18 protein-coding genes are annotated in these 22092 nt (G+C 71.7%); 15 read left to right on the top strand and 3 right to left on the bottom strand.

Going from position 1 to position 22092, the window contains the following annotated elements; translation table 11 throughout:
• Positions 1-164 precede the first annotated feature (164 nt).
• From ACFWVC_RS02535 to ACFWVC_RS02465, 15 genes are all read left to right on the top strand, one after another.
• Complete coding sequence (locus ACFWVC_RS02535) at positions 165-1202, top strand: mechanosensitive ion channel family protein (protein ID WP_384274707.1); 1038 nt, start codon at positions 165-167, stop codon at positions 1200-1202.
• Between the two features lie 339 nt (positions 1203-1541).
• Entirely contained in the window at positions 1542-2738 is a 1197-nt protein-coding gene (locus ACFWVC_RS02530) for an ROK family protein (RefSeq protein ID WP_384274702.1), read from the top strand.
• A gap of 158 nt (positions 2739-2896) precedes the next feature.
• A complete protein-coding gene (locus ACFWVC_RS02525) occupies positions 2897-4234 on the top strand; it encodes an ABC transporter substrate-binding protein (RefSeq protein WP_384274697.1) in 1338 nt (445 codons plus the stop codon).
• Positions 4234-5184 (top strand): carbohydrate ABC transporter permease, encoded by a 951-nt coding sequence (locus ACFWVC_RS02520; RefSeq protein WP_384274692.1) that lies wholly within the window; start codon positions 4234-4236, stop codon positions 5182-5184. The genes ACFWVC_RS02525 and ACFWVC_RS02520 overlap by 1 nt, the downstream gene beginning before the upstream one ends.
• Positions 5185-5189: 5 nt before the next feature.
• Positions 5190-6092 (top strand): carbohydrate ABC transporter permease, encoded by a 903-nt coding sequence (locus ACFWVC_RS02515; protein WP_384274684.1) that lies wholly within the window; start codon positions 5190-5192, stop codon positions 6090-6092.
• Entirely contained in the window at positions 6089-7351 is a 1263-nt protein-coding gene (locus tag ACFWVC_RS02510) for a 6-phospho-beta-glucosidase (protein ID WP_384274677.1), read from the top strand. The genes ACFWVC_RS02515 and ACFWVC_RS02510 overlap by 4 nt, the downstream gene beginning before the upstream one ends.
• Positions 7342-8358 carry an N-acetylglucosamine kinase gene (locus tag ACFWVC_RS02505; protein WP_384274672.1) on the top strand — a complete coding sequence of 339 codons (1017 nt, stop codon included), beginning with the start codon at positions 7342-7344 and terminating at the stop codon, positions 8356-8358. The genes ACFWVC_RS02510 and ACFWVC_RS02505 overlap by 10 nt, the downstream gene beginning before the upstream one ends.
• A 222-nt stretch (positions 8359-8580) precedes the next feature.
• Positions 8581-10002: a hypothetical protein gene (locus ACFWVC_RS02500; RefSeq protein ID WP_384274666.1), complete on the top strand. Its 1422-nt coding sequence runs from the start codon at positions 8581-8583 to the stop codon at positions 10000-10002.
• Positions 10003-10022: 20 nt separating this feature from the next.
• Positions 10023-11042 (top strand): glutamate ABC transporter substrate-binding protein, encoded by a 1020-nt coding sequence (locus tag ACFWVC_RS02495; RefSeq protein ID WP_384274660.1) that lies wholly within the window; start codon positions 10023-10025, stop codon positions 11040-11042.
• Between the two features lie 96 nt (positions 11043-11138).
• On the top strand, positions 11139-12425 hold the full coding sequence (locus ACFWVC_RS02490; RefSeq protein WP_384274654.1) for a hypothetical protein: 1287 nt from the start codon (positions 11139-11141) through the stop codon (positions 12423-12425).
• Entirely contained in the window at positions 12422-15103 is a 2682-nt protein-coding gene (locus ACFWVC_RS02485; protein WP_384274646.1) for a tetratricopeptide repeat protein, read from the top strand. The genes ACFWVC_RS02490 and ACFWVC_RS02485 overlap by 4 nt, the downstream gene beginning before the upstream one ends.
• 4 nt (positions 15104-15107) lie before the next feature.
• Entirely contained in the window at positions 15108-16262 is a 1155-nt protein-coding gene (locus ACFWVC_RS02480; protein WP_384274638.1) for a PP2C family serine/threonine-protein phosphatase, read from the top strand.
• Positions 16263-16338: 76 nt separating this feature from the next.
• Complete coding sequence (locus ACFWVC_RS02475) at positions 16339-17688, top strand: VWA domain-containing protein (RefSeq protein ID WP_384274631.1); 1350 nt, start codon at positions 16339-16341, stop codon at positions 17686-17688.
• Between the two features lie 101 nt (positions 17689-17789).
• On the top strand, positions 17790-18698 hold the full coding sequence (locus ACFWVC_RS02470) for an FHA domain-containing protein (RefSeq protein ID WP_384274625.1): 909 nt from the start codon (positions 17790-17792) through the stop codon (positions 18696-18698).
• A gap of 29 nt (positions 18699-18727) precedes the next feature.
• Positions 18728-19141, top strand: a complete 414-nt coding sequence (locus tag ACFWVC_RS02465) for a globin (RefSeq protein WP_384274619.1) — start codon at positions 18728-18730, stop codon at positions 19139-19141.
• Positions 19142-19209: 68 nt separating this feature from the next.
• Here the strand turns inward: ACFWVC_RS02465 and ACFWVC_RS02460 are convergent, their stop codons facing one another.
• Genes ACFWVC_RS02460 through ettA form a run of 3 tightly spaced genes read right to left on the bottom strand, consistent with a single transcriptional unit; the run spans position 19210 to position 22047 of the window.
• Complete coding sequence (locus ACFWVC_RS02460; protein WP_384274615.1) at positions 19210-19911, bottom strand: hypothetical protein; 702 nt, start codon at positions 19909-19911, stop codon at positions 19210-19212.
• Entirely contained in the window at positions 19908-20375 is a 468-nt protein-coding gene (locus ACFWVC_RS02455; protein WP_384274611.1) for an acyl-CoA thioesterase, read from the bottom strand. Before ACFWVC_RS02455 ends, ACFWVC_RS02460 begins: the two co-directional genes overlap by 4 nt.
• Positions 20376-20382: 7 nt before the next feature.
• Entirely contained in the window at positions 20383-22047 is a 1665-nt protein-coding gene (gene ettA, locus ACFWVC_RS02450; protein WP_384274606.1) for an energy-dependent translational throttle protein EttA, read from the bottom strand.
• Positions 22048-22092 lie beyond the last annotated feature (45 nt).

The raw sequence follows: 22092 nt of genomic DNA, 5'->3' as shown, positions 1-22092 counted from the left end.
AGCCTGGTCGCGGCGCCACCATGACCGGGTAACGGACCGAGGGTGTTTTCGACCACACCCCTTTACATGCCCTGAATCAGCGCACGTCGCTCTCGAACGGGACAACGAGACACATCGTTTACCCCGTTAGTGTGGGAAGCCTGCCCAACCGGAGGTTTCCGCCTGTGTCCGCACCGCTCGCCACCGCCTCGACCATCGACGACGCCCACAAGTCCGCCAACGGCGCGGCCGACTACATCGGCCAGAACTGGGCCGACTGGCTCGGCGCCGGCCTGCGGATCGTGCTGATCCTGGTCATCGCGCTGGTGCTGCGCGTGATCGTGCGCCGGATGCTGACCAAGGTGATCGAGCGGATGAACCGCGGCGCCGAGGCCGCCGCGTCCGGCGCGCTGAGCGGGCTGCTGGTCAACGCCGAGCGACGGCGGCAGCGCAGCGAGGCGATCGGCTCGGTGCTGCGCAGCGTGGCGTCGTTCGTGATCATGGGAACGGCCGCGCTGACCGTGCTGTCAGTACTGCGGATCAATCTGGCCCCGCTGCTGGCCAGCGCCGGCGTGGCCGGTGTGGCCATCGGTTTCGGCGCGCGCAACCTGGTGACCGACTTCCTCTCCGGGGTCTTCATGATCCTGGAGGACCAGTACGGCGTGGGCGACGTCATCGACGCGGGCGTGGCCAACGGCACGGTGATCGAGGTCGGGTTGCGGGTCACGAAGCTGCGCGGCGACAACGGCGAGATCTGGTACATCCGCAACGGCGAGGTGAAGCGCATCGGCAACCTCAGCCAGGGCTGGGCGACGGCGACGGTGGACGTGCAGATCGGCTACCACGAGGACTTGGACCGGGCCCGTGCCCTGATCCTGCGGGCGGCCGAGGAGATGGCCAAGACCCAGCCGTGGGACGAGGTGCTCTGGGAGCCGGTCGAGGTGCTGGGACTGGAGTCGGTGACCGCTTACTCGATGGTCCTGCAGGCGCAGGCCAGGACGATGCCCGGCAAGGCGCTGTCGGCAGCCCGCGAACTGCGCTGGCGCATCAAGCGGATCTTCGACGAGGAGGGGATCGCGATCGTCGGCGGCCTGCCGGCAGCGGTGGACGAGGAGGGGGCGGTGGACCCGACGGCCGGCATCGCCGCGCCGTCGGCACTGGCCAACCCCGTGTCGCCGCAGGCCCTCGCGGCGCAGCCGCTGCCGACCGGCATCACGAAGTGATCTGACACGGCGGGCGCACGCGCCCGGGATCGGAAGGGGGCGCCGGGCAGTTGCCCGGCGCCCCCTTTTCATGCCTTGACGCCCCTGATAACACTTTGACGCCGTCCCTGATCCACCCTTGACGCTCCCGTCGCCGGGCGCCTACCTTGCCTTTCACCAACAGGAAAGTTTACTAACTACCAACCCGCCACATCCCGCGCACGAACCCCATCCAGCCCGTCCGCCGTGCCGTAGCGTGCGGCGCGAGCCGTCGACACGAGGGAGGACGAGACAGTGGCCGGTACCCCCGGAGCCCCCGGCACCCCAGGTACACCGGGTACGCCGCGCGTCCTGCGCGCCATGAACGACCGCGCCGCACTCGACCTGCTCCTCGAACACGGGACCCTGTCCCGCACCCGTATCGGCAAGCTCACCGGCCTGTCGAAGCCGACCGCCTCACAACTGCTGGCCCGGCTGGAGTCCGCCGGACTGGTGGTCGCCACCGGCACCACCGCGGGCCGGCCGGGCCCCAACGCCCAGCTGTACTCGGTCAACCCCGCCGCCGCGCACGTCGCTGGGCTCGACGTGACCACCGAGCACATCCGTGCCGCGGTCGCCGACATCACCGGCACCGTCACCGGCGAGTTCGAGCTGCCGACCCCGGGGCGCAGCCGGCGCTCCCACGGCGTCGTCGAGCAGGTGGTCCAGGCGGTGGACGGCGCGGTGAAGGCCGCCGGACTGCACCTGACCGACCTGCACCGGATCGTCGTCGGCACCCCCGGCGCCTTCGACCCCAGCACCGGACGGCTGCGCTACGCCAGCCACCTCCCCGGCTGGCACTCCCCCACCCTGCTGGAGGAACTGGCCGCGGCCCTGCCCGTACCCCTGGAGTACGACAACGACGTGAACCTCGCCGCCGTCGCCGAGCAGCGGCTCGGCGCGGCATACGGCCACGACGACTTCGTCCTGCTGTGGAACGAGGAGGGCATCGGCGCCGCCATCGTCATCGGCGGCCGGCTGCACCGCGGCCGGACCGGTGGCGCGGGCGAGGTCGGCTTCATGCCGGTGCCGGGCACACCCCTGGTCCGGCACGTGGCCAAGGCCAACGCCGGAGGCTTCCAGGAACTGGCGGGCTGCAACGCCGTGTTGCGGATCGCCCGCGAGCTGCGGCTGCCCGTGCCCCGGGGCACCCAGGCCCAGGCGGCCTCGGCACTGCTGTCCTCGGCGGCCGCGGCCACCCGCAACGGCACGGACGGCGGCAGCGACGGCGACGACGGGCCGCAGGCAGAACTGCTGCGGCACTTCGCCACCGGGCTCGCCATCGGACTCGCCTCGCTGGTGACCGTGCTCGACCCCGAACTGATCGTCCTGGCCGGTGGAGTGATCGCCGCCGGCGGGGAACCCCTGCGCGCGCTCGTCCAGGCGGAACTCGCCGAACTCGCCGTGCCCCGGCCCCGGCTGGTGCTCGGCGGGGTACCGGAACACCCCGTTCTGAGCGGGGCACTGCAAAGCGCCCTCGCCACCACCCGCGACGAGGTGTTCGACACCTCCCGCTGAACCCCGCCGAATACCGCCGAGTCCCGCCGAACCGAACCACCGCCCGCCCACCACCCGCACACGCAGCGGGGGCCACCCGTCGCCGGCACCGCCCGGCAGGGCCCTCCGCAGGCATCGCACACCCTCGAACCGCCCCCGAAGTCCCCGGAGGAAGCGAAGTGTCCGGTTCCACCAAGAAGGCCGCGGCCGCCATCGCCGCCGCCGCCGCGATATCCCTGTTGACGAGCGCGTGTACGGGCTCCAGCAACAACACCGCGAGCGACGACCCCAACAAGGACGTCACCATCACCTTCTGGCACGGCTGGTCCGCGCCGAGCGAGGTGAAGGCGATCAGCGCCAACGTCGAGGCGTTCGAGAAGGCGCACCCCAACATCCACGTCAAGGTGCAGGGCAACATCACCGACGACAAGATCAACCAGGCACTGCGGGCCGGCGGCCCGAACGCCCCGGACGTCGTCTCCTCCTTCACCACCGACAACGTCGGCAAGTTCTGCTCGTCCAACGCCTTCGCCGACCTGGCCCCCTTCCTGAAGAAGTCCGGCATCGACCCGGCGACGACCTTCCCCAAGCCGATGCTGGAGTACACCCAGTTCGAGGGGAAGCGCTGCACGCTGCCGCTGCTCGGCGACGCCTACGGCCTGTACTACAACAAGGACGCCTTCAAGGCCGCCGGGATCTCCGCCCCGCCCAAGACGCTGTCGGAGTTCAAGGCCGACGCGGTCAAGCTCACCAAGTCCAAGGGCGACTCCTACTCCCAGCTCGGCTTCATGCCGAACTTCCACGGCTACGAGTCGACCACCACGCACCTGGCCGCGCAGTGGGGCGCGAAGTACTTCGACGCCGACGGCAAGTCCAACGTCGCCAAGGACCCCGGCTTCGCGGCCATGTTCACCTGGCAGCAGGACATGGTGAAGGCGCTCGGCGGCTTCAAGAAGCTGGAGAAGTACCGGTCCACCTTCGGTGACGAGTGGGGCGCCAAGAACCCCTTCCACACCGGCCAGGTGGCCATGGCGATCGACGGCGAATGGCGGGCCGGCATGGCCAAGGAGGCCGGCGCGAAATCCGACATCGGCGTCGCCCCCTTCCCGGTGCCGGACGACCAGGCCGACACCTACGGCAAGGGCTACCTGTCGGGGACGATCATCGGCGTCGCCAACACCAGCGCCAAGAAGAACGCCGCCTGGGAACTGGTGAAGTACATGGCCACCGACACCGACGCGGTCGTCGGCTTCGCCAACGCCATCCACAACGTGCCCTCCACGCTCGCCGCGCTCAAGGCGCCGAAGCTGGACGCCGATCCCCTCTTCCGCACCTTCGTGGACATCGCGCAGAACCCCAACAGCACCACCACCCCCGCCAGCGTCAACGGTGGCACCTACCAGCTGACGCTGCAGGACTTCGGCTACGCCTACGAGTCCGGCAAGCAGTCCGACCTGACCGCCGGCCTCAAGGGCGTCGACACGCAGGTCGACAAGGACATCGCGCAGGCCCAGTGATGAGTGCGAGCGTCCACCCCCTGCTGAGGGCGAAGCGCCGCCGCGAGGCGCTTCGCACCCTCGCCTTCCTCTCCCCGTGGCTGATCGGCTTCAGCGTCTTCTTCGCCTACCCGTTGATCTCGACCGTCTACTTCTCCTTCATGAAGTACGACGGCTTCACCGCCCCGACCTGGAACGGCCTCAAGAACTGGTCGTACGTCTTCAACGACTACCCCTTCTTCTGGCCCGCGCTGCGCAACACCCTGTGGCTGGTCGTGGTCATGGTCAGCCTGCGGGTGGTCTTCGGCCTGGGCATCGGCCTGCTGATCACCAAGATCAAGACGGGCGCGGGGCTCTTCCGGACCGCCTTCTACCTGCCCTACCTGGCCCCACCGGTCGCCGCGACGATGGCCTTCGCCTTCCTGCTCAACCCTGGCACCGGGCCGGTGAACCACCTGCTGGGCAGCATCGGCCTGCCGCAGCCCGGCTGGTTCAACGACCCGTCCTGGGCCAAACCGGCCCTGACGCTGCTGGCGCTGTGGGGCATCGGCGACCTGATGGTGATCTTCATGGCCGCGCTGCTCGACGTGCCCAAGGAGCAGTACGAGGCCGCCGAACTGGACGGCGCCGGCGCCTGGTCCCGGTTCCGCTACGTCACCCTGCCGAACATCTCGCCCATCGTGATGTTCGCCGTGGTGACCGGGGTCATCCAGACCATGCAGTACTACACACAGCCCCTGGTCGCCGGAAAGGTCGCCAGCGGCATCATCGGCGGGTCCGGCCAGCAGTTCGAGCCCGGCTATCCGGAGAAGTCCACCCTGACGCTGCCGCAGTTGGTCTACAACCTCGGCTTCCAGCGCTTCGACACCGGCGCGGCCTGCGTGATCGCCCTGGTGCTGTTCGCGCTCGCCATGGCCTTCACCGCACTCCTGATGCGCCGCCGCAGCGGCTTCCTGTCGGCGGAGGACTGATACCGATGACCCACGCGACACTCGCCCCGCCCACCACCACCCCGGCGACCGGTCTGTCGGACCGGTCCCGGCGGGCCGCGACCCGCAGGGCGGCGCTGCACTGGATCGCGGTCCACGCCCTCGGCATCGCCGCCGCCCTCTTCTTCGTCCTCCCGTTCGTCTTCGTCTTCCTCACCGCGGTGATGAGCGACAACCAGGCCCTGACCCGCGACCTGTGGCCCAGAACCTGGGAATGGGGCAACTTCGGCACCGTCTGGGACACCCCCGGCTTCCTCACCTGGTGGCGCAACACCCTGCTGTACGCCGGCCTCGGCACCGTGCTGACGGTCGTCTCCAGCACACCGGTCGCCTACGCGCTGGCCAAGTTCCGCTTCCGCGGGCGGAATCTGTCGATGATGCTCGTGATCTCCACGATGATGCTCCCCCCACAGGTCGTCATCGTCCCCATGTATCTCTTCTGGGCCAAGCAACTGCACCTGTCGGGCACCCTGTGGCCGCTGATCATCCCGATGGCCTTCGGTGACGCGTTCACCATCTTCCTGCTGCGGCAATTCCTGCTCACCATCCCCAAGGAGTACACGGACGCGGCGAGGGTCGACGGCTGCGGCGAGCTGCGCACGATGCTGCGCGTCGTCCTGCCCATGGCGAAGCCCGCCATCGCCGCCGTGGCGCTGTTCCAGTTCTTCTACTGCTGGAACGACTACTTCGGGCCGCAGATCTACGCGAGCGAGAACCCGGCGGCCTGGACACTGAGTTACGGCCTGGAATCCTTCAAGGGCGCCCATCACACGAACTGGAACCTGACGATGGCCGCCACCGTGCTGGTCATGGCACCGGTGATCGTCGTCTTCTTCTTCGCGCAAAAGGCCTTCATCGAGGGCGTGACATTGACGGGAGTCAAAGGATGAAGCTGGCTGTCGTGGGCGGCGGGTCCACGTACACCCCCGAACTCATCGACGGGTTCGCGCGGTTGCGCGAGACCCTGCCGATCGAGGAGCTGGTCCTCGTCGACCCGGCCGAGGACCGGCTGCGGCTGGTCGGCGGCCTGGCCCGGCGGATCTTCGCCAGGCAGGGCCACTCCGGCATCGTCACCACCACGTCCGATCTGGACGCGGGCGTGGCGGGCGCCGACGCCGTGCTGCTGCAGCTGCGAGTGGGCGGTCAGGCCGCCCGCGCGCAGGACGAGACCTGGCCGCTGGAGTGCGGCTGCGTCGGCCAGGAGACCACCGGCGCCGGCGGGCTGGCCAAGGCGCTGCGCACCGTGCCGGTGGTGCTGGACATCGCCGAACGGGTGCGCCGGGCCGCGCCCGATGCCTGGATCATCGACTTCACCAACCCCGTGGGCATCGTCACCCGGGCCCTGCTGCAGGCCGGGCACAAGGCCGTCGGCCTGTGCAACGTGGCGATCGGCTTCCAGCGGAAGTTCGCCTCCTTCCTGGGGGTGACCCCCGAGCAGGTCCACCTGGACCATGTGGGCCTGAACCACCTCACCTGGGAGCGGGGGGTGCGGATCGGCGGACCCGAGGGCGAGGACGTGCTGCCCAAGCTGCTCGCCGCGCACGGCGACGCCATCGCCGGCGACCTGCATCTGCCCCGGACCCTGCTGGACCGGCTCGGCGTCGTGCCCTCCTATTACCTGCGCTACTTCTACGCGCACGACGAGGTCGTGCGGGAACTGCGGGAAAAGCCGTCCCGGGCGGCCGAGGTGGCCGCGATCGAGGCCGAACTGCTGGAGATGTACGGGGACGAGACCCTCGACGAGAAGCCTGAGCTGCTGTCCCGCCGCGGTGGCGCGTACTACTCCGAGGCCGCCGTGGCCCTCGCCTCCTCGCTGCTGCGGGACACCGGCGACGTCCAGGTCGTCAACACCCTCAACAACGGCACCCTGCCCTTCCTCCCGGACGACGCCGTCATCGAGGTGCCCGCCACCGTCGACGCGAGCGGGACGCACCCGCTGCCCGTCGCGCCGCTGGACCCGCTCTACAGCGGCCTGATCGCGAACGTCACCGCCTATGAGGACCTGGCCCTGACGGCCGCCGTGCACGGCGGCCGGGACCGCGTCTTCAAGGCGCTGCTGTCCCACCCCCTGATCGGCCAGCACGAGTACGCCGACGCCCTGACCGACCGTCTGATCGCGCACAACCGGGAGCACCTCGCGTGGATCTGAACCATCCCCTCGACGGGGGGGTCCTCGCGATCGACGCGGGCAACAGCAAGACGGACGTCGCCCTCGTCGCCGCCGACGGGTCGGTGCTCGGCACCGCCCGCGGCGGGGGCTTCCAGCCGCAGATCACCGGCGTGGAGGCGGCGGTCGAGGTGGTCGCCCGTATCGTCGAGCGGGCGGCCGACGCGGCCGGTGTCGCCGTGCGCCCCGGCGAGCCGCTGGTGGGGCATGTCTCGGCCTGTCTGGCCAACGCCGATCTGCCCGTGGAGGAGCAGCAGCTCGAACTCGCCGTGCAGGCACGGGGGTGGGGTGTCTCCGCCCGCGTCGCCAACGACACGTTCGCGCTGCTGCGCGCGGGCGTGGACGAACCGCGCGGGGTCGCCGTCGTCTGCGGCGCCGGCATCAACTGCGCGGGCATGCTGCCCGACGGCCGCACGGCCCGCTTCCCCGCCGTCGGCCACCTCTCCGGTGACTGGGGCGGCGGATCGGGCCTGGCCGACGAGGCGTTGTGGTGGGCGGCCCGCGCCGAGGACGGGCGCGGCGGCCCCACCGCGCTGGCCACCACTCTGCCCGCGCACTTCGGGCTGATCTCGATGTACGCGCTGATCGAAGCACTGCACCTGGGACGCATTGATCTCTCCCGGAAACACGAATTGACCCCTGTACTCTTCAAAACCGCAGAAACGGGCGATTCGGTTGCACGGGCCATCGTGGAACGTCAGGCGGAGGAGATCGTGGTCATGGCCGCGGTGGCGCTCGGCCGGCTCGGTCTGCTGGACGAGGAGACCGACGTGGTGCTCGGTGGCGGTGTGCTGGCCGCCCGGCACCCGTTGCTGATGGACTCGGTGACGGCCCTGCTGGCCGCCCGCGCCCCCCGGGCCGTCCCGCGGGTCGTCACCGCCCCGCCCGTCCTCGGCGCGGCTCTGCTCGGCCTGGACCACTGCGGAGCCGGGCCCGAGGCGCAGGCCAGGGTCCGGGCGCACTACGAGCCGGTGGCGCCGGTGCCGTAACCCGCGCGTACGCCGGGAACCGAACACGTACCCGCGTGCGTGGTGAGCTGCGAGGGGGAGCGCGCGAACGGACCGGGCGGGGGGCATCGACCGGGGCGGAGCGGGCGGTGCCGGCGACAAGATCCACCCAATTCGGGGGTGGATGTCGGCGCCGGCGGCCATACTGCTGGTCATGGGCTCGGCGCGCGTGCGCGGGGATCGAGTCGGGGGGAGGGCTGGCGGATGCGGACGCCGACGAACACGGAGCCGCCGACCGTGCGAATGCCCGGCGACACACCGGGGGACGACTCCGGCGCGCCCGGGGAGGCGCGGTCGTGGGCCTGGGTCGACCAGTTGCGCGCCTGGCGTGCGGCCGCGACCACCGAGCCGGGCCGTCTGCGGGTGATCGGGGCCCTGCTCGTGGTGCTCGTCGTGGCGTTCGGCGCGGTGACGGCCTGGCAGATCACCGAGCGAGCGGCCGCGGCCGACGACGTGATCCACCACAGCGAGCCGCTGAGTGCGCGCGCGGCGGACATCTACCGGTCGCTGGCCGACGCCGGCGCCACCGCCTCCGGCGGCTTCCTCGCCGGCGGTGTGGAGCCCAAGAACGTCAGCGACCGCTACGACAAGGACATCGACGTCGCCTCGCGGAGCATCACGCAGGCGGCGGCGAGCTCGGAGGGCTCGCCCGGTTCGCGCGACCGGCTGGAGCGGCTCAGCCAGGGGCTGTCCGAGTACACCGGCCTGGTCGAGCGGGCCCGGTCCAACAACCGGCAGGGCTTCCCGGTCGGCGGGGCGTATCTGCGGCGTGCCAACGACCTGATGAACGAGCAGATCCTGCCCGACGCCAAGGAACTGTGGACGATCGAGACGGCCCGGCTCGGCCGGGACTACGACGACGCCCAGGCCCTGCCGTGGGGTGCCTGGGCGCTCGGCGCCGTCGCGCTGGTGGCCCTGTTCTGGGCGCAGCGGCGCTCGTACAAGCGCACCCACCGGGTCTTCAACGTCGGCCTGCTGGCGGGGACCGCCGCCACCGTCGCCGTGCTGTTGTGGCTGGTCGCAGGGCACGGCGTGGCGCGTGCCCGGCTGGACGACTCGTACGCGCACGGGGCCCGGTCCCTTCAGGTGCTCAACGAGGCGCGCATCGAGTCCCTGCAGGCCCGCAGCAACGAGAATCTGACGCTGGTGGCCCGTGGCGGCGGGGACGCGTACAACACCGCCTATCTCAAGCAGATCCAGGACATGGCCGGCACCAAGGCCGACGGGAAGACCGGCCTGCTCGCCCAGGCGCTGCGTCTGGCGGACGACGCCGAGAGCCGCGAGAGCATCACCACCGCGATGAAGGACGCCAAGGCCTGGTGGCGGCTGAATCTCCAGGCCCGCGCGAAGGACGACGCGGGCAGTTACCTCGACGCGGTGGCCCAGACGATCGGCGGGCGGTACGAGAACGGCGAGCAGGCCAAGGAGTATTCGGGCGTCTGTTTCGACGGGGTCGACAGCAGCCTGGCCAAGGCCGTCGCCCATGAGCAGGACGAGTTCGAGCAGGCGGCCGAGGACGGCCGCGGCGCGCTGAACGGACTGGGCGCCGGCGCGGCGCTACTGGCGGTGTTCGGCGCGGCGGGTGCGGTGCTCGGCATCGGGCGCCGGTTGTCGGAGTACCGATGAGCGGCGGAGGGAGGCCGCGGATGACACGCGGGGGGCAAGGCATGCGGGGCTGGGGAGGCGTGGCCGCGATGGCCGGGCTGTGCGTGCTGGCGGTCGCCGGCACGGCGCTGCCGCTGCACCTGCGGGCGACCGAGCGGGCGGAGGCGGAGCGCGCGGTGGCCACCACGCACACCGCGACGCCGGCCGCCGCGGAGCAGGCAGGACAGCAGGCCGCCGACGACTGCGGCGGTCACCCGGAGGCGAGCCTGCGGCCGTCCGGGGAGAGCGGCCCGGCCATCGAACGGATCAGGGAGCGCGGCAAGCTCGTCGTCGGCGTGGACCAGAACGGCTACCGCTGGAGTTACCGCGACCCCGTCAGCCGCAAGATCATCGGCTTCGACATCGACCTGGCCAAGGCGATCGCCGAGGACATCCTCGGCGACGAGAACGCGATCGTGTACAAGACGGTGCCGACGGCCAAGCGCTTCGAGGCCGTCAACCACGGTGACGTGGACCTGCTGGTGCGCACCGTCAGCATCACCTGCGAGCGGATCAAGGAGAAGCACATCGCCTTCTCCACGGCCTACTTCGAGGCGGGGCAGCAACTGCTCGTCCCCCGGCAGGGTTCCGGGATCCAGGGCTTCGACGGCTCCATCACCGGCAAGCGGATCTGCACCGCGCAGGGAACCACCGGTGAGGCGAAGCTGGAGGAGGAGAAGGAGCGGCTGCGGCCGCGGATCGTCCTCGTGCCCAACCAGCTTGACTGCCTGGTGAAGCTCCAACTGAACGAGGCCGACGCCGTGTTCACCGACAACGCGCTCGCCGCGGGGCAGGCCGCCCAGGACCCGGCGGTGCGCCTGGTCGGGAAGCCCGTCACGACGGAGTACTACGGCGTGGCCATGAACGAGAAGGACACCGACCTGGTGCGCCGGGTCAACAAAGTGCTGGAGGACTACCGCGGTGGCGGCCCGGACAGCAGGTGGATGCAGGCGTACCGTACCTGGCTGGAGGCGGATCTCCCCGGCATCGAGGGCCCGCCGGAACCGCTCTACCGGGACTGAAGCAGACTGGCGCCCGCGAGGGCGTCGCACGACCGACGGGGAACTGGCCGACAGCTGACGCAGACACGGGGACCGGCGGAGAAGGAAGAAGGTGCGATGGCGCTCGCGGGACCATCCGGACCGGCGATGAGCCGCGAGGACGTCGACCGTGCCCTGGCGCGGCTCGGTGACGAGCGGGACGCGATCGAGGCGTCCCTGCTCGCGCTCCAGGACCACTCCGGCCGCAGGCTGCTGGACGGGGCGGCGCTCACCGGTGCCACCAAGGAGCGCTGGGCCGGCGCCGAGCAGGCCCTTTCCTTGCTGTGGGCGCACTTCGACGCGTACACCGACGCGCTCACCAGCGCCCGGGCGCTGCGCTCGCGCCGCCGCTGGCCCACCCAGAACGAGTTGCGGGAGCTGACGGAACTGCTGCGCGGCTCCGGGGTCACGGTCTCCGGAGGGGCGGTCCCGGAGGCCGCCCGCGGGCTGACCGGGCCCGCCCGGCTGAGCGAACGGCTCAGCCTGGAACAGCTGCTGGCGCGGATGAACGAGTGGTACGCACAGGTGCTGGACGTCGTGTCGGCCGCCGACGCGGTCTGGTCCGCGCTGCCGGCACGCATCGACCTGCTCGCCGCCGAGGCCCAGCGGGTCCGTTCGCTCGCCGGATCGGTCGGGGTCCGTCCGGGCACCCACCCCTCCGGCGACGACCTGGAGGAACTGCTGACGTCCCTGGCGGCGCTGCGCGGCCAGGTCGTCTCCGACCCGCTGCTGTTCTGGACCGCCGGGCGTCCCGACACCGGCCGCTACGACCGGGCGGGCCGCGCCCTGGAGGACATACGCCGCGAGGTCGAGGCCGTCCTGCACGTGCGGGACGACGCCGACCACCGGATGATGCGGCTGCGGGACGTGCTGTCGCGCGCCGACCGGACGCTCACCGAGGCGCGCAGCGCCCGCGTCGAGGTGCTCTCCAAGATCGCCGCGTCGGAGGTGCCCGCGGTGAGCGGCGCCCCGTTCGCGCTGCAGGACCAGTTGACCTCTGCCGTGGAATTCCGCAGGACGGGCCAGTGGCACCGGCTGTCCCCGCTGCTGGACGGCCTGGAGCAGCGCGCCGACGACGAGTTGCTGCGCGCCCGTGAGTCGCTGACCGCGGTCACCGCGCCACTGGCGGTCCGCGCGGAGCTGCGCGGGCGGCTGGACGCCTACCGGGCGAAGGTGGCACGTCACGGTTTGGCGGAGGATCCGCTGCTGATGGAGCGGTACGACCAGGCACGGCGTCTTCTGTGGAGTGCGCCGTGCGATTTGCGTGCCGCCGAGAGCGCGGTGCTGCGCTATCAGCGGGCGGTGTCCGACATGCTGGTACCGGGGCAGGCGGGACCTGCCGATCACAAGGGGGATGGGCGATGAAGTGCCAGCGTCCGGGCTGCGACGGGACGATCGAGGACGTCGGCGGCGGAGAGCTGTTCTGTGACACCTGCGGCCTCGCGCCGGTGACGGCGGGCGGCGGAGCGGGCAAGGGCCCGGCGAGCGCCTCGGGAACGGGGGCCGGTGCCGGGGCCGGTCCCGGCACGGGTTCGGGTGCGGGACCGGGACCGGGACCGGGATCGGCATCGAGCGCCTCTTCGGGGTCCGCTCCCTCCTCGCGTTCCTCCCGCTCGTCGGGGACCTCCCGCTCCTCCCGCCGCTCGGTGTCCGGACGGCTGTCCCGCTCCCTCAGCGGCAGCACGATCGGCGGCACCCCGGTCTCGGTGCGCAGTTCGCGCTCCGGCTCCAGCGGCCCGACCCGCAGCAAGCTCGGCGCGGGACTGGTGGCCGTTCCGCCGATCCCGCGGCCCGACCCCGCCGCGTCGGTGCTGCAGGACCCGCAGGTGCCCGAGCGGAAGCGGTTCTGCAGCAAGGGCGACTGCGGTGCGCCGGTCGGACGCAGCCGCGGCGACCGCCCGGGGCGCACGGACGGTTTCTGCACCAAGTGCGGCCACCCGTACTCGTTCACGCCCAAGCTCCAGGCGGGCGACGTGGTGCACGGCCAGTACGAGGTGGTGGGCTGCCTCGCCCACGGCGGACTGGGCTGGATCTACCTGGCGGTGGACCGGGCGGTCAGCGACCGCTGGGTGGTGCTCAAGGGCCTGCTGGACACGGGCGACGAGGACGCTTTGGCGGCCGCGGTCTCCGAACGGCGCTTCCTGGCCGAGATCGAGCACCCCAACATCGTGCGGATCTACAACTTCGTCGAGCACCTCGACCCGCGCACCGGCAGCCTCGACGGCTACATCGTGATGGAGTACGTCGGCGGCAAGTCCCTCAAGGAGATCGCCAACGAGCGCCGCTCCGCCGACGGCAGGCGCGAGCCGCTGCCCGTCGACCAGGCGATCGCCTACGCCATAGAGGCGCTGGACGCGCTCGGCCACCTGCACAGCCGCAATCTGCTCTACTGCGACTTCAAGGTCGACAACGCCATCCAGACCGAGGACCGGCTCGAACTCATCGACATGGGCGCGGTCCGCCGCATGGACGACAGTGACAGCGCGATCTACGGCACCGTCGGCTACCAGGCCCCCGAGGTGGCAGAGGTCGGCCCCTCCGTGGCCTCCGACCTCTACACGGTCGCGCGCACCCTGGCGGTGCTCACCTTCGACTTCCAGGGCTACACGAACGTCTTCGTCGACAGCCTCCCCGACCCCGGCAACATCGAGGTCTTCTCGCGCTACGAGTCCTTCTACCGGCTGCTCGTGCGGGCCACCGACCCCGACCCGGGGCGCCGCTTCGCCTCTGCGGAGGAGATGGGCGACCAGCTGCTGGGCGTGCTGCGCGAGGTCGTCGCGATGGACACCGGCACGCCGCGGCCCGCGCTGTCGACCCTGTTCGGGCCCGAGCTGCGCGTGGTGGACACCGAGTTGCTGGCGCCCGCGAACGGCGACGCCTCCTCGCTCGGCGGCGGCCGCCGGACCAACGGCCGGGCCGCCGGCAAGGCAGCGGTGGCCGCCCCCGCTCTGGCAGCCGCGCCCCCGCCGCCCGCCCTGCCGCCGGCGAACGGCACCTACAGCCCGACGGTGGCAGGCGCCGCCTACACCGTCCCGGCGCAGCGGACCGGGTCCGCCCCGGCGCCCGTGGCCGGTCATGCCGGGCCTGCCGGTCCGGCGGTCACACGGCTCGACGTACGGGCCGCCGCCCTCGCGCTGCCGGTGCCGCACGTCGACTCGGCAGATCCCAACGCCGGCTTCCTCGCGGGCATGGCTGCCGCCGCGCCCGCGGAGCTGGTGGCGGCCCTGCAGGCGGCGCCGACCGAGTCCACGGAGCTGAGGCTGCGCCTGGTGCGCGCCTGGCTCGACACCGCGGACGTGCGCTCGGCCACCGAGGCGCTGGACGCGCTCCAGGGCGAACACGGCGACGACTGGCGGGTGGTGTGGCACCGCGGCCTCGCCGCGCTCGCCACCGGCGACCACGAGACCGCCGCCCTCGCCTTCGACGCGGTCTACGACGCCTTCCCCGGCGAGCCGGCACCGAAGCTGGCGCTCGGCATCTGCGCCGAGGTGCTGGGGCAACTGGACAACGCCGCCGAGTACTACCGCCTGGTGTGGACCACCGACCACAGCTACGTCAGCGCCGCCTTCGGCCTCGCCCGGGTCCAACTCGCCTCGGGGAACCGCGCGGGGGCCGTCGCGGCGCTTGAGTCGGTGCCCGAGGCGTCCATCCACTACACGGCGGCGCGCGTCGCGGCGGTACGGGCGCGGTTGCGCGACCGCCCGCCGCAGGAGGCCCTGCTCGGCGACCTGCGGGCCGCCGCGCGGCAGGTCGAGGATCTGCAGCGGCTGGGCCTGGACACCCGGTTGCGCGAGCAGTTGTCCACGGAGGTGCTGGGCACCGCCTTGGACTGGGTGCTCGCCGGGCAGCAGGGCGGCTCGCCGGCCGGTGCCCCAGTCGAGGCAGGATCGCCGGCGCTGCTGGGCCGGGATCTCGACGAACGCGGCCTGCGCTTCGGCCTGGAGCAGTCCTACCGGGTGCTGGCCCGCCTTGCCGACCAGGGCCGGACGAGGATCGAACTGGTGGAGCGGGCCAACCGCTTCCGCCCCCGGACGTGGGTGTAACGCCATGCCCCAGACGACCGTTTGCCCGGAGTGCGCCGAGCCTCTGGAGCCCGCCGACAAGTTCTGCGACGCCTGCGGCGCCGATCTGACCGCCCCGCGGCGGCCTGACGGCTACGCGCTCGCGCCGCCCGAGGAGCCGGAGGCGTACGAACTCGCCCCGCCCGCCGGGGAGTCCGACACCCTCGCCTTCGGCCTCGGCACCTCGGGGCTCACCCAGGCCCGCATCGCCGACCCCCGTGTCGAGCAGCCGGGCGCCGCGCCGGCCCCCCGGCCGCACTGCGTGGCCTGCGAGGTGGGCACCATCGACGCCGACGGCTACTGCGAGCGCTGCGGCCACGCCCAGCCGCGTCCGCGCGACCACCAGGAAGTGGAGCTCGGCGGGGTGGCCGCGGTCACCGACCGGGGCCTGCGGCACCACCGCAACGAGGACGCCTTCGCGCTGTCGACCACCACGTTGCCGGACGGCACTCCGTCGGTCGTCGCCGTCGTGTGCGACGGCGTCTCGTCGGCGTACCGTCCCGACGACGCCTCGGAGACCGCGGCGGAGGCGGCGGTGAAGGCGCTGGTGCCCTCGCTGTCGCGCGGCGTGCGGCCCGAGGAGGCGATGCGCGAGGCCCTGCTGGTCGCCGCGCAGGCCGTCGCCGACCTGGCCGCCGAGACCCCCGAGGAGGAGAGCCGGCGGCACCAGAACGCGCCCGCCTGCACGTGCGTCAGCGCGGTCACCTCGGGCAAGACCTTCACCGTCGGCTGGATCGGCGACAGCCGCGCCTACTGGATCCCCGACGACCGCTCGGTCCCCGCCGCCCGGCTGACCGAGGACGACTCCTGGGCCGAGCGCATGGTCTCGCTCGGCCTGATGACGCAGGCCGAGGCGTACGCGGACGAGCGGGCCCACGCCATCACCGGGTGGCTCGGGGCGGACGCGGTCGAACTGGACCCGCACACCGCTTCCTTCGAGCCGGACGGACCGGGTGTAGTGGTGGTGTGCACCGACGGACTGTGGAACTACGCGGAATCGGCCGCGGAGCTCGCCTCGGTGATGCCCGAGGACGCCCGCGCCCGGCCGCTGCACTGCGCCCGCACCCTGGTGGGCGTCGCCATCGACGGCGGAGGACACGACAACATCACCGTGGCCGTGCTGCCCTTCCCGGTGGCCTGACCTCGACTCCACCACTCCTCAACTCGTTGACTCGTTGATCCTTCTTCTTGGTTGACAAGCGCAAGGAGCGCACCCGATGGCCAACTTCTCCAAGTCGAACGTGCCGCAGTTCTCCGTCGACATCTACCAGAACGAGTTCCTCCCGGAAGGCGGCCGCGAGGTCAACGCGATCGTCACCGTGACCTCGACGGGCGGCGGCACCTCGGGCGGGCTGCCGCTGGCCAGCCAGACCCCCACCGACCTGCCCGGCACACGCCCCGGCGCGGCGGTTGTGATCATGGTGGACTGCTCGGGCTCCATGGACTACCCGCCGACCAAGATGCGCAGTGCCCGCGACGCGACGGCCACGGCCATCGACACCATCCGCGACGGGGTCGCCTTCGCGGTGGTGGCCGGCACGCACCAGGCCAAGGAGGTCTACCCGGCCGACGGGGGCCTGGCCGTGGCCGACCCCACCACCCGCCACCAGGCCAAGCAGGCGCTGCGCCGGCTCAGCGCGGGCGGCGGCACCGCGATCGGCACCTGGCTGCGGCTGGCCGACCGGCTGCTGTCCACCGCCGACGTGTCGATACGCCACGGCATCCTGCTGACCGACGGCCGCAACGAGCACGAGAAGCCGGAGGACCTGCGGGCCGCCCTCGACGCCTGCGCGGGCCGCTTCACCTGCGACGCGCGCGGCGTCGGCACCGACTGGGAGGTCAAGGAGCTGACCGGCATCGCCTCGGCGCTGCTCGGTTCCGTCGACATCGTCGCCGACCCGTCCGGCCTGGAGGCCGACTTCCGGCAGATGATGGAGACGGCCATGGGCAAGGAGGTCGCGGACGTGGCCCTGCGCGTGTGGACTCCGCAGGGTGCGGAGATCCAGTACGTGAAGCAGGTGGCGCCCACCGTCGAGGACCTCACCGCCCGGCGCGCCGAGGCCGGTCCCCGGGCCGGCGACTACCCGACCGGTTCCTGGGGCGACGAGTCCCGCGACTACCACGTCAACGTGGTCGTGCCGACGGCCGGAGTGGGCCAGGAGATGCTGGCGGCCCGGATCTCGCTCGTCCAGCCGCAGCCGGACGGCACGCCGCAGGTGCTCGGGCAGGGCCTGGTACGGGCCGTGTGGACCGACGACATGGTCGCCTCCACCCGGATCAACCCCCAGGTCGCCCACTACACCGGCCAGGCGGAGCTGGCCCAGGTCATCCAGCAGGGCCTGGAGGCCCGCAAGCAGGGCGACTTCGACTCCGCGACCGCCAAACTCGGCCGCGCGGTGCAGCTGGCCAGCGCCTCGGGCAACGAGGACACCGCGAAACTGCTGGCCAAGGTGGTGGACGTGGTCGACGCGGCGACGGGTACTGTGCGGCTGAAGGCCAGGGTCGCGGACGCCGACGAGATGACCCTGGAGACGCGTTCGACGAAGACTGTCCGCGTCAAGAAGTAGCGTGGTGGGGTAAAACGGGGCGGAGGGGGAGAGAAAACGACATGTCGACTTGCCCGAACGGTCATGAGTCCGCGACGGACGACTGGTGCGAGGTGTGCGGGATGCGCATGACCTCACCGGCGGCCACCTCCGCCCCACCCGCCTCCTCCTACCCGCCGCCACCGCCCCCACCGCCGTACTCGGGCGGCTACGACCCCGGGTACAACCCCGGTTATGACCCCGGCTACGACCCCGGCCGCGGCTACGGCGGCGGCCGGGCCTACGACCCGGACGCCACGGCGGCCGCGGAGCCGTGCCCCCACTGCGGGACTCCCCGCGAGGGCTACGCGCAGTTCTGCGAGGAGTGCCGCTACAACTTCGTCACGCACGTGGGCACGACCTTCGTCCCGCAGGCACCGGCCGGCGGGACGGCCGCGCCGCCGTTCCCGGCCGCCCAGCCCGGCATGCCGCCGTACCAGCGCTACGAGTCGTCGTCCCTGACCCGCCCGTCGCAGGTGAACCGGCCCGCCGAGCCGCTGGAGCCGGAGTCGGTCACGGCCGGCTCCGGCGACTTCCTGCTCACCCCGCCCGCCGCGCACGAGCCCGGGGCGGCGCCGGCGGGCCCCGGCACCTGGACCGCCGTGATCGCCGCCGACCGGGAGTACTTCACCGCGATGATGGGCCGCAGCGGCCCCGAGGCGCAGGGCCTGTACTACCCCTCCTACTCCCCCGAGCAGCGTCTGCCGCTCACGGGCCCGCAGATCACCATCGGCCGTCGCCGGCACAGCACCGGCGAGGCACCCGACATCGATCTGGCGCGGGCGCCCGAGGACCCGGGCGTCTCCCACAAGCACGCCGTGCTCGTGCAGCAGCCGGACGGCAGCTGGTCGGTGGTCGACCAGAGCTCCACCAACGGCACCACGGTCAACGACGGCGAGGACCCGATCGCGCCCTTCGTGCCCGTACCGCTCACGGACGGGGACCGCGTACACGTGGGCGCCTGGACGACGATCACGATCGTGCGCGACTGACTCCCGGCTCCGCCGGGCCGTCTGAGACCATGGGACACGTGACTGAGATCCCGCGGGGCACACTCGACCAGCAGACGTTCTACGAGGCGGTGGGCGGCGAGCCGACCTTCCGGCGGCTCGTCCACCGCTTCTACGAGGGCGTCGCGCAGGACCCGGTCCTGCGGCCGATGTACCCCGAGGAGGACCTGGGCCCCGCGGAGGAGCGCCTGGTGCTCTTCCTCATGCAGTACTGGGGCGGCCCGCGCACCTACAGCGAGAATCGCGGCCACCCGCGGCTGCGGATGCGGCACGCGCCCTTCCAGGTCGACCAGGAGGCGCACGACGCGTGGCTGCGCCACATGCGCGACGCCGTGGACGAACTGGGCCTGGAGCCCGACCACGAGCGGCAGCTCTGGGACTACCTGGTGTACGCGGCCGCGTCGATGGTGAACTCAACCGGCTGACAGAGCTCGCGCTGGACGGACCTCGCGCCGGGCGCCGCGCCGGATCGCCCGGCCCGGCTGCCCGGCGGTCAGACGGGGCTGACCGTGAGCCCCAGGCCGCTGCCGCGGCGCACCGCGACCGAGCCGTACGACGTGCGGAGCCGCAGCCACGACCCCGCCGCCAGCAGGTCCATCGCGAGCTCCCCGTCCCCGCCCGCCGTGCGCGGGGCCGGGACGGTGGCGCGCACCGGGCGCAGGAAGCCGAGGGCGTGGGCGGCGTGCACCGCCCGCAGCGGCAGGCCGGTCGTGCCGAGCTGCCGGGACCAGATGTCCTCCGCCAGCGCGTCGAGTTCCGCCCGGGTGCGGTGCTCGGGCACCAGGGCCTCGCTGCGGGTGCGGAACTCCGTCACCACCGCGGCGGCCACCGCCCGCACGTCGTCCGGGGAGGGCAGCCCCTCCACGCGCCGCCAGCCGCCGCGCGGCGGCAGCATCCCGGCCCAGGCGGGGCCGGTGACGGCGGCCGGCACGGCGACCGTGCCGGTCTCCTCGTCGAGGCCGTCGAGCAGTTGCCCGGCGGCGACGGTGGCGTCGAACTCGTACGCCTCGGCGAGTTCCGCCGTGTGCACGGCCAGCACCCCGCCCCCGAAGGGCGGCTGCCCGAAGACCGCGAGCACATTTCCGAACGCCTGCAGCCGGACGGCCGCGGCCTTGTCCCAGCGCAGCAGCCGCGCCAGGAAGGCGGCGAGACCCTCCGCCTCCCTGGCCTCGGCGAGCCGCAGCGACGCTGTCATGCGGCCGCTGCCTCCTCCTTGCCGGCGCCCGCGTCGGCGGAGGCACTGGCGGAGGCGCTGTCGTCGTAATACTCCTCCAGGAACGCGCGCTCCTCGGCGGTGATCCGCCGCGGCCTCCCCTGCTCGAGGTTGTACGGGACGACGATCGTGGAGGCCCGCACGTAGACGGTCTCCCCGTCCTTGATCTCGTACGCGACGGTCATCGAGGCCGCCCCCACCTTGGTCACCCACGTCTCGACGGTCACCGGCTCGTGCCGGTGGACCAGCGGGCGCAGGTAGTCGATCTCGTGGCGGGCGATGACCGAACCGCCGGTGAACGACGCGCTGCCCTCCCCGGGCGCCAGCCGGAACATGAAGTCGACACGCGCCTCCTCCAAGTAGCGGAGGAAGACGACGTTGTTGACGTGCCCGAAGGCGTCCATGTCCGACCAGCGCATCGGGCAGGGGTAGATGTGACGGGCCATCAGATGATCAGCCCCGGGTGAGCTTCTTGTACGTGGCGCGGTGCGGACGGGCCGCGTCCGGGCCGAGCCGCTCGACCTTGTTCTTCTCGTAGGACTCGTAGTTGCCCTCGAACCAGAACCACTTGGACTCGCCCTCGTAGGCGAGGATGTGGGTGGCCACCCGGTCCAGGAACCAGCGGTCGTGGGAGACGACCACGGCGCAGCCGGGGAAGTCCAGCAGCGCGTTCTCCAGCGAGGACAGGGTCTCGACGTCGAGGTCGTTGGTCGGCTCGTCGAGGAGCAGCAGGTTGCCGCCCTGCTTGAGGGTGAGCGCCAGGTTGAGGCGGTTGCGCTCACCGCCGGAGAGCACGCCGGCCGGCTTCTGCTGGTCCGGGCCCTTGAAGCCGAAGGCGCTGACGTAGGCGCGGGACGGCATCTCGACCTGGCCGACGTTGATGTAGTCCAGCTCGTCCGACACGACCGCCCAGAGGGTCTTCTTGGGGTCGATGTTGGCGCGGGTCTGGTCGACGTACGAGATCTTGACCGTCTCGCCGACCTTGATCGTGCCGGAGTCCGGGGCCTCCAGGCCCTGGATCATCTTGAACAGCGTGGTCTTGCCGGCGCCGTTGGGGCCGATGACACCCACGATGCCGTTGCGCGGCAGGGTGAAGGAGAGGTCGTCGATGAGGACCTTCTCGCCGAACGCCTTGGAGAGGTTGCTGACCTCGACCACGATGCTGCCCAGGCGCGGGCCCGGCGGGATCTGGATCTCCTCGAAGTCGAGCTTGCGCATCTTCTCGGCTTCGGCGGCCATCTCCTCGTAGCGGGCCAGACGCGCCTTGGACTTGGCCTGCCGGCCCTTGGCGTTGGAGCGGACCCACTCCAGCTCTTCCTTGAGCCGCTTGGCGCGCTTGGCGTCCTTCGCGCCCTCGACCTTGAGACGGGACTGCTTGGTCTCCAGGTACGTGGAGTAGTTGCCCTGGTAGGGGTAGGCGCGACCGCGGTCGAGCTCGAGGATCCACTCGGCCACGTTGTCCAGGAAGTACCGGTCGTGGGTGATCGCCACGACGGTGCCCGCGTACTTGGCCAGGTGCTGCTCCAGCCACTGGACGGACTCGGCGTCCAGGTGGTTGGTGGGCTCGTCGAGCAGCAGCAGGTCGGGGGCCTCCAGCAGCAGCTTGCAGAGCGCGACGCGGCGCTTCTCACCACCGGAGAGGTTGGTCACCGCCCAGTCGCCGGGCGGGCAGCCGAGGGCGTCCATCGCCTGCTCCAGCTGGGCGTCCAGGTCCCAGGCGTTGGCGTGGTCCAGCTCCTCCTGCAGCTTGCCCATCTCGTCGAGCAGCGCGTCGGAGTAGTCGGTCGCCATCAGCTCGGCGATCTCGTTGAAGCGGTCCAGCTTGCGCTTGATCGGGCCCACGCCGTCCTGGACGTTCTCCAGCACGGTCTTGGACTCGTCCAGCGGGGGCTCCTGCAGCAGGATGCCGACGCTGTAACCGGGTGAAAGGAACGCGTCACCGTTGGACGGCTGCTCCAGACCCGCCATGATCTTGAGCACCGTGGACTTACCGGCGCCGTTCGGCCCCACGACACCGATCTTCGCTCCGGGGAGGAAGCTCAGGGTGACGTCGTCGAGGATCACCTTGTCGCCGTGCGCCTTGCGCGTCTTGCGCATGGTGTAGATGAACTCAGCCAAGAGAAACCGTCCGGCAATCGATGTGTGGGCAGATACACCCCATCT

The sequence above is a fragment of the Streptomyces sp. NPDC058691 genome, assembly GCF_042714775.1.
Taxonomy (GTDB): Bacteria; Actinomycetota; Actinomycetes; order Streptomycetales; family Streptomycetaceae; genus Actinacidiphila.
Note: the sequence above shows the minus strand (reverse complement) of the source record. Positions and strands in the feature narration are given on the sequence as shown.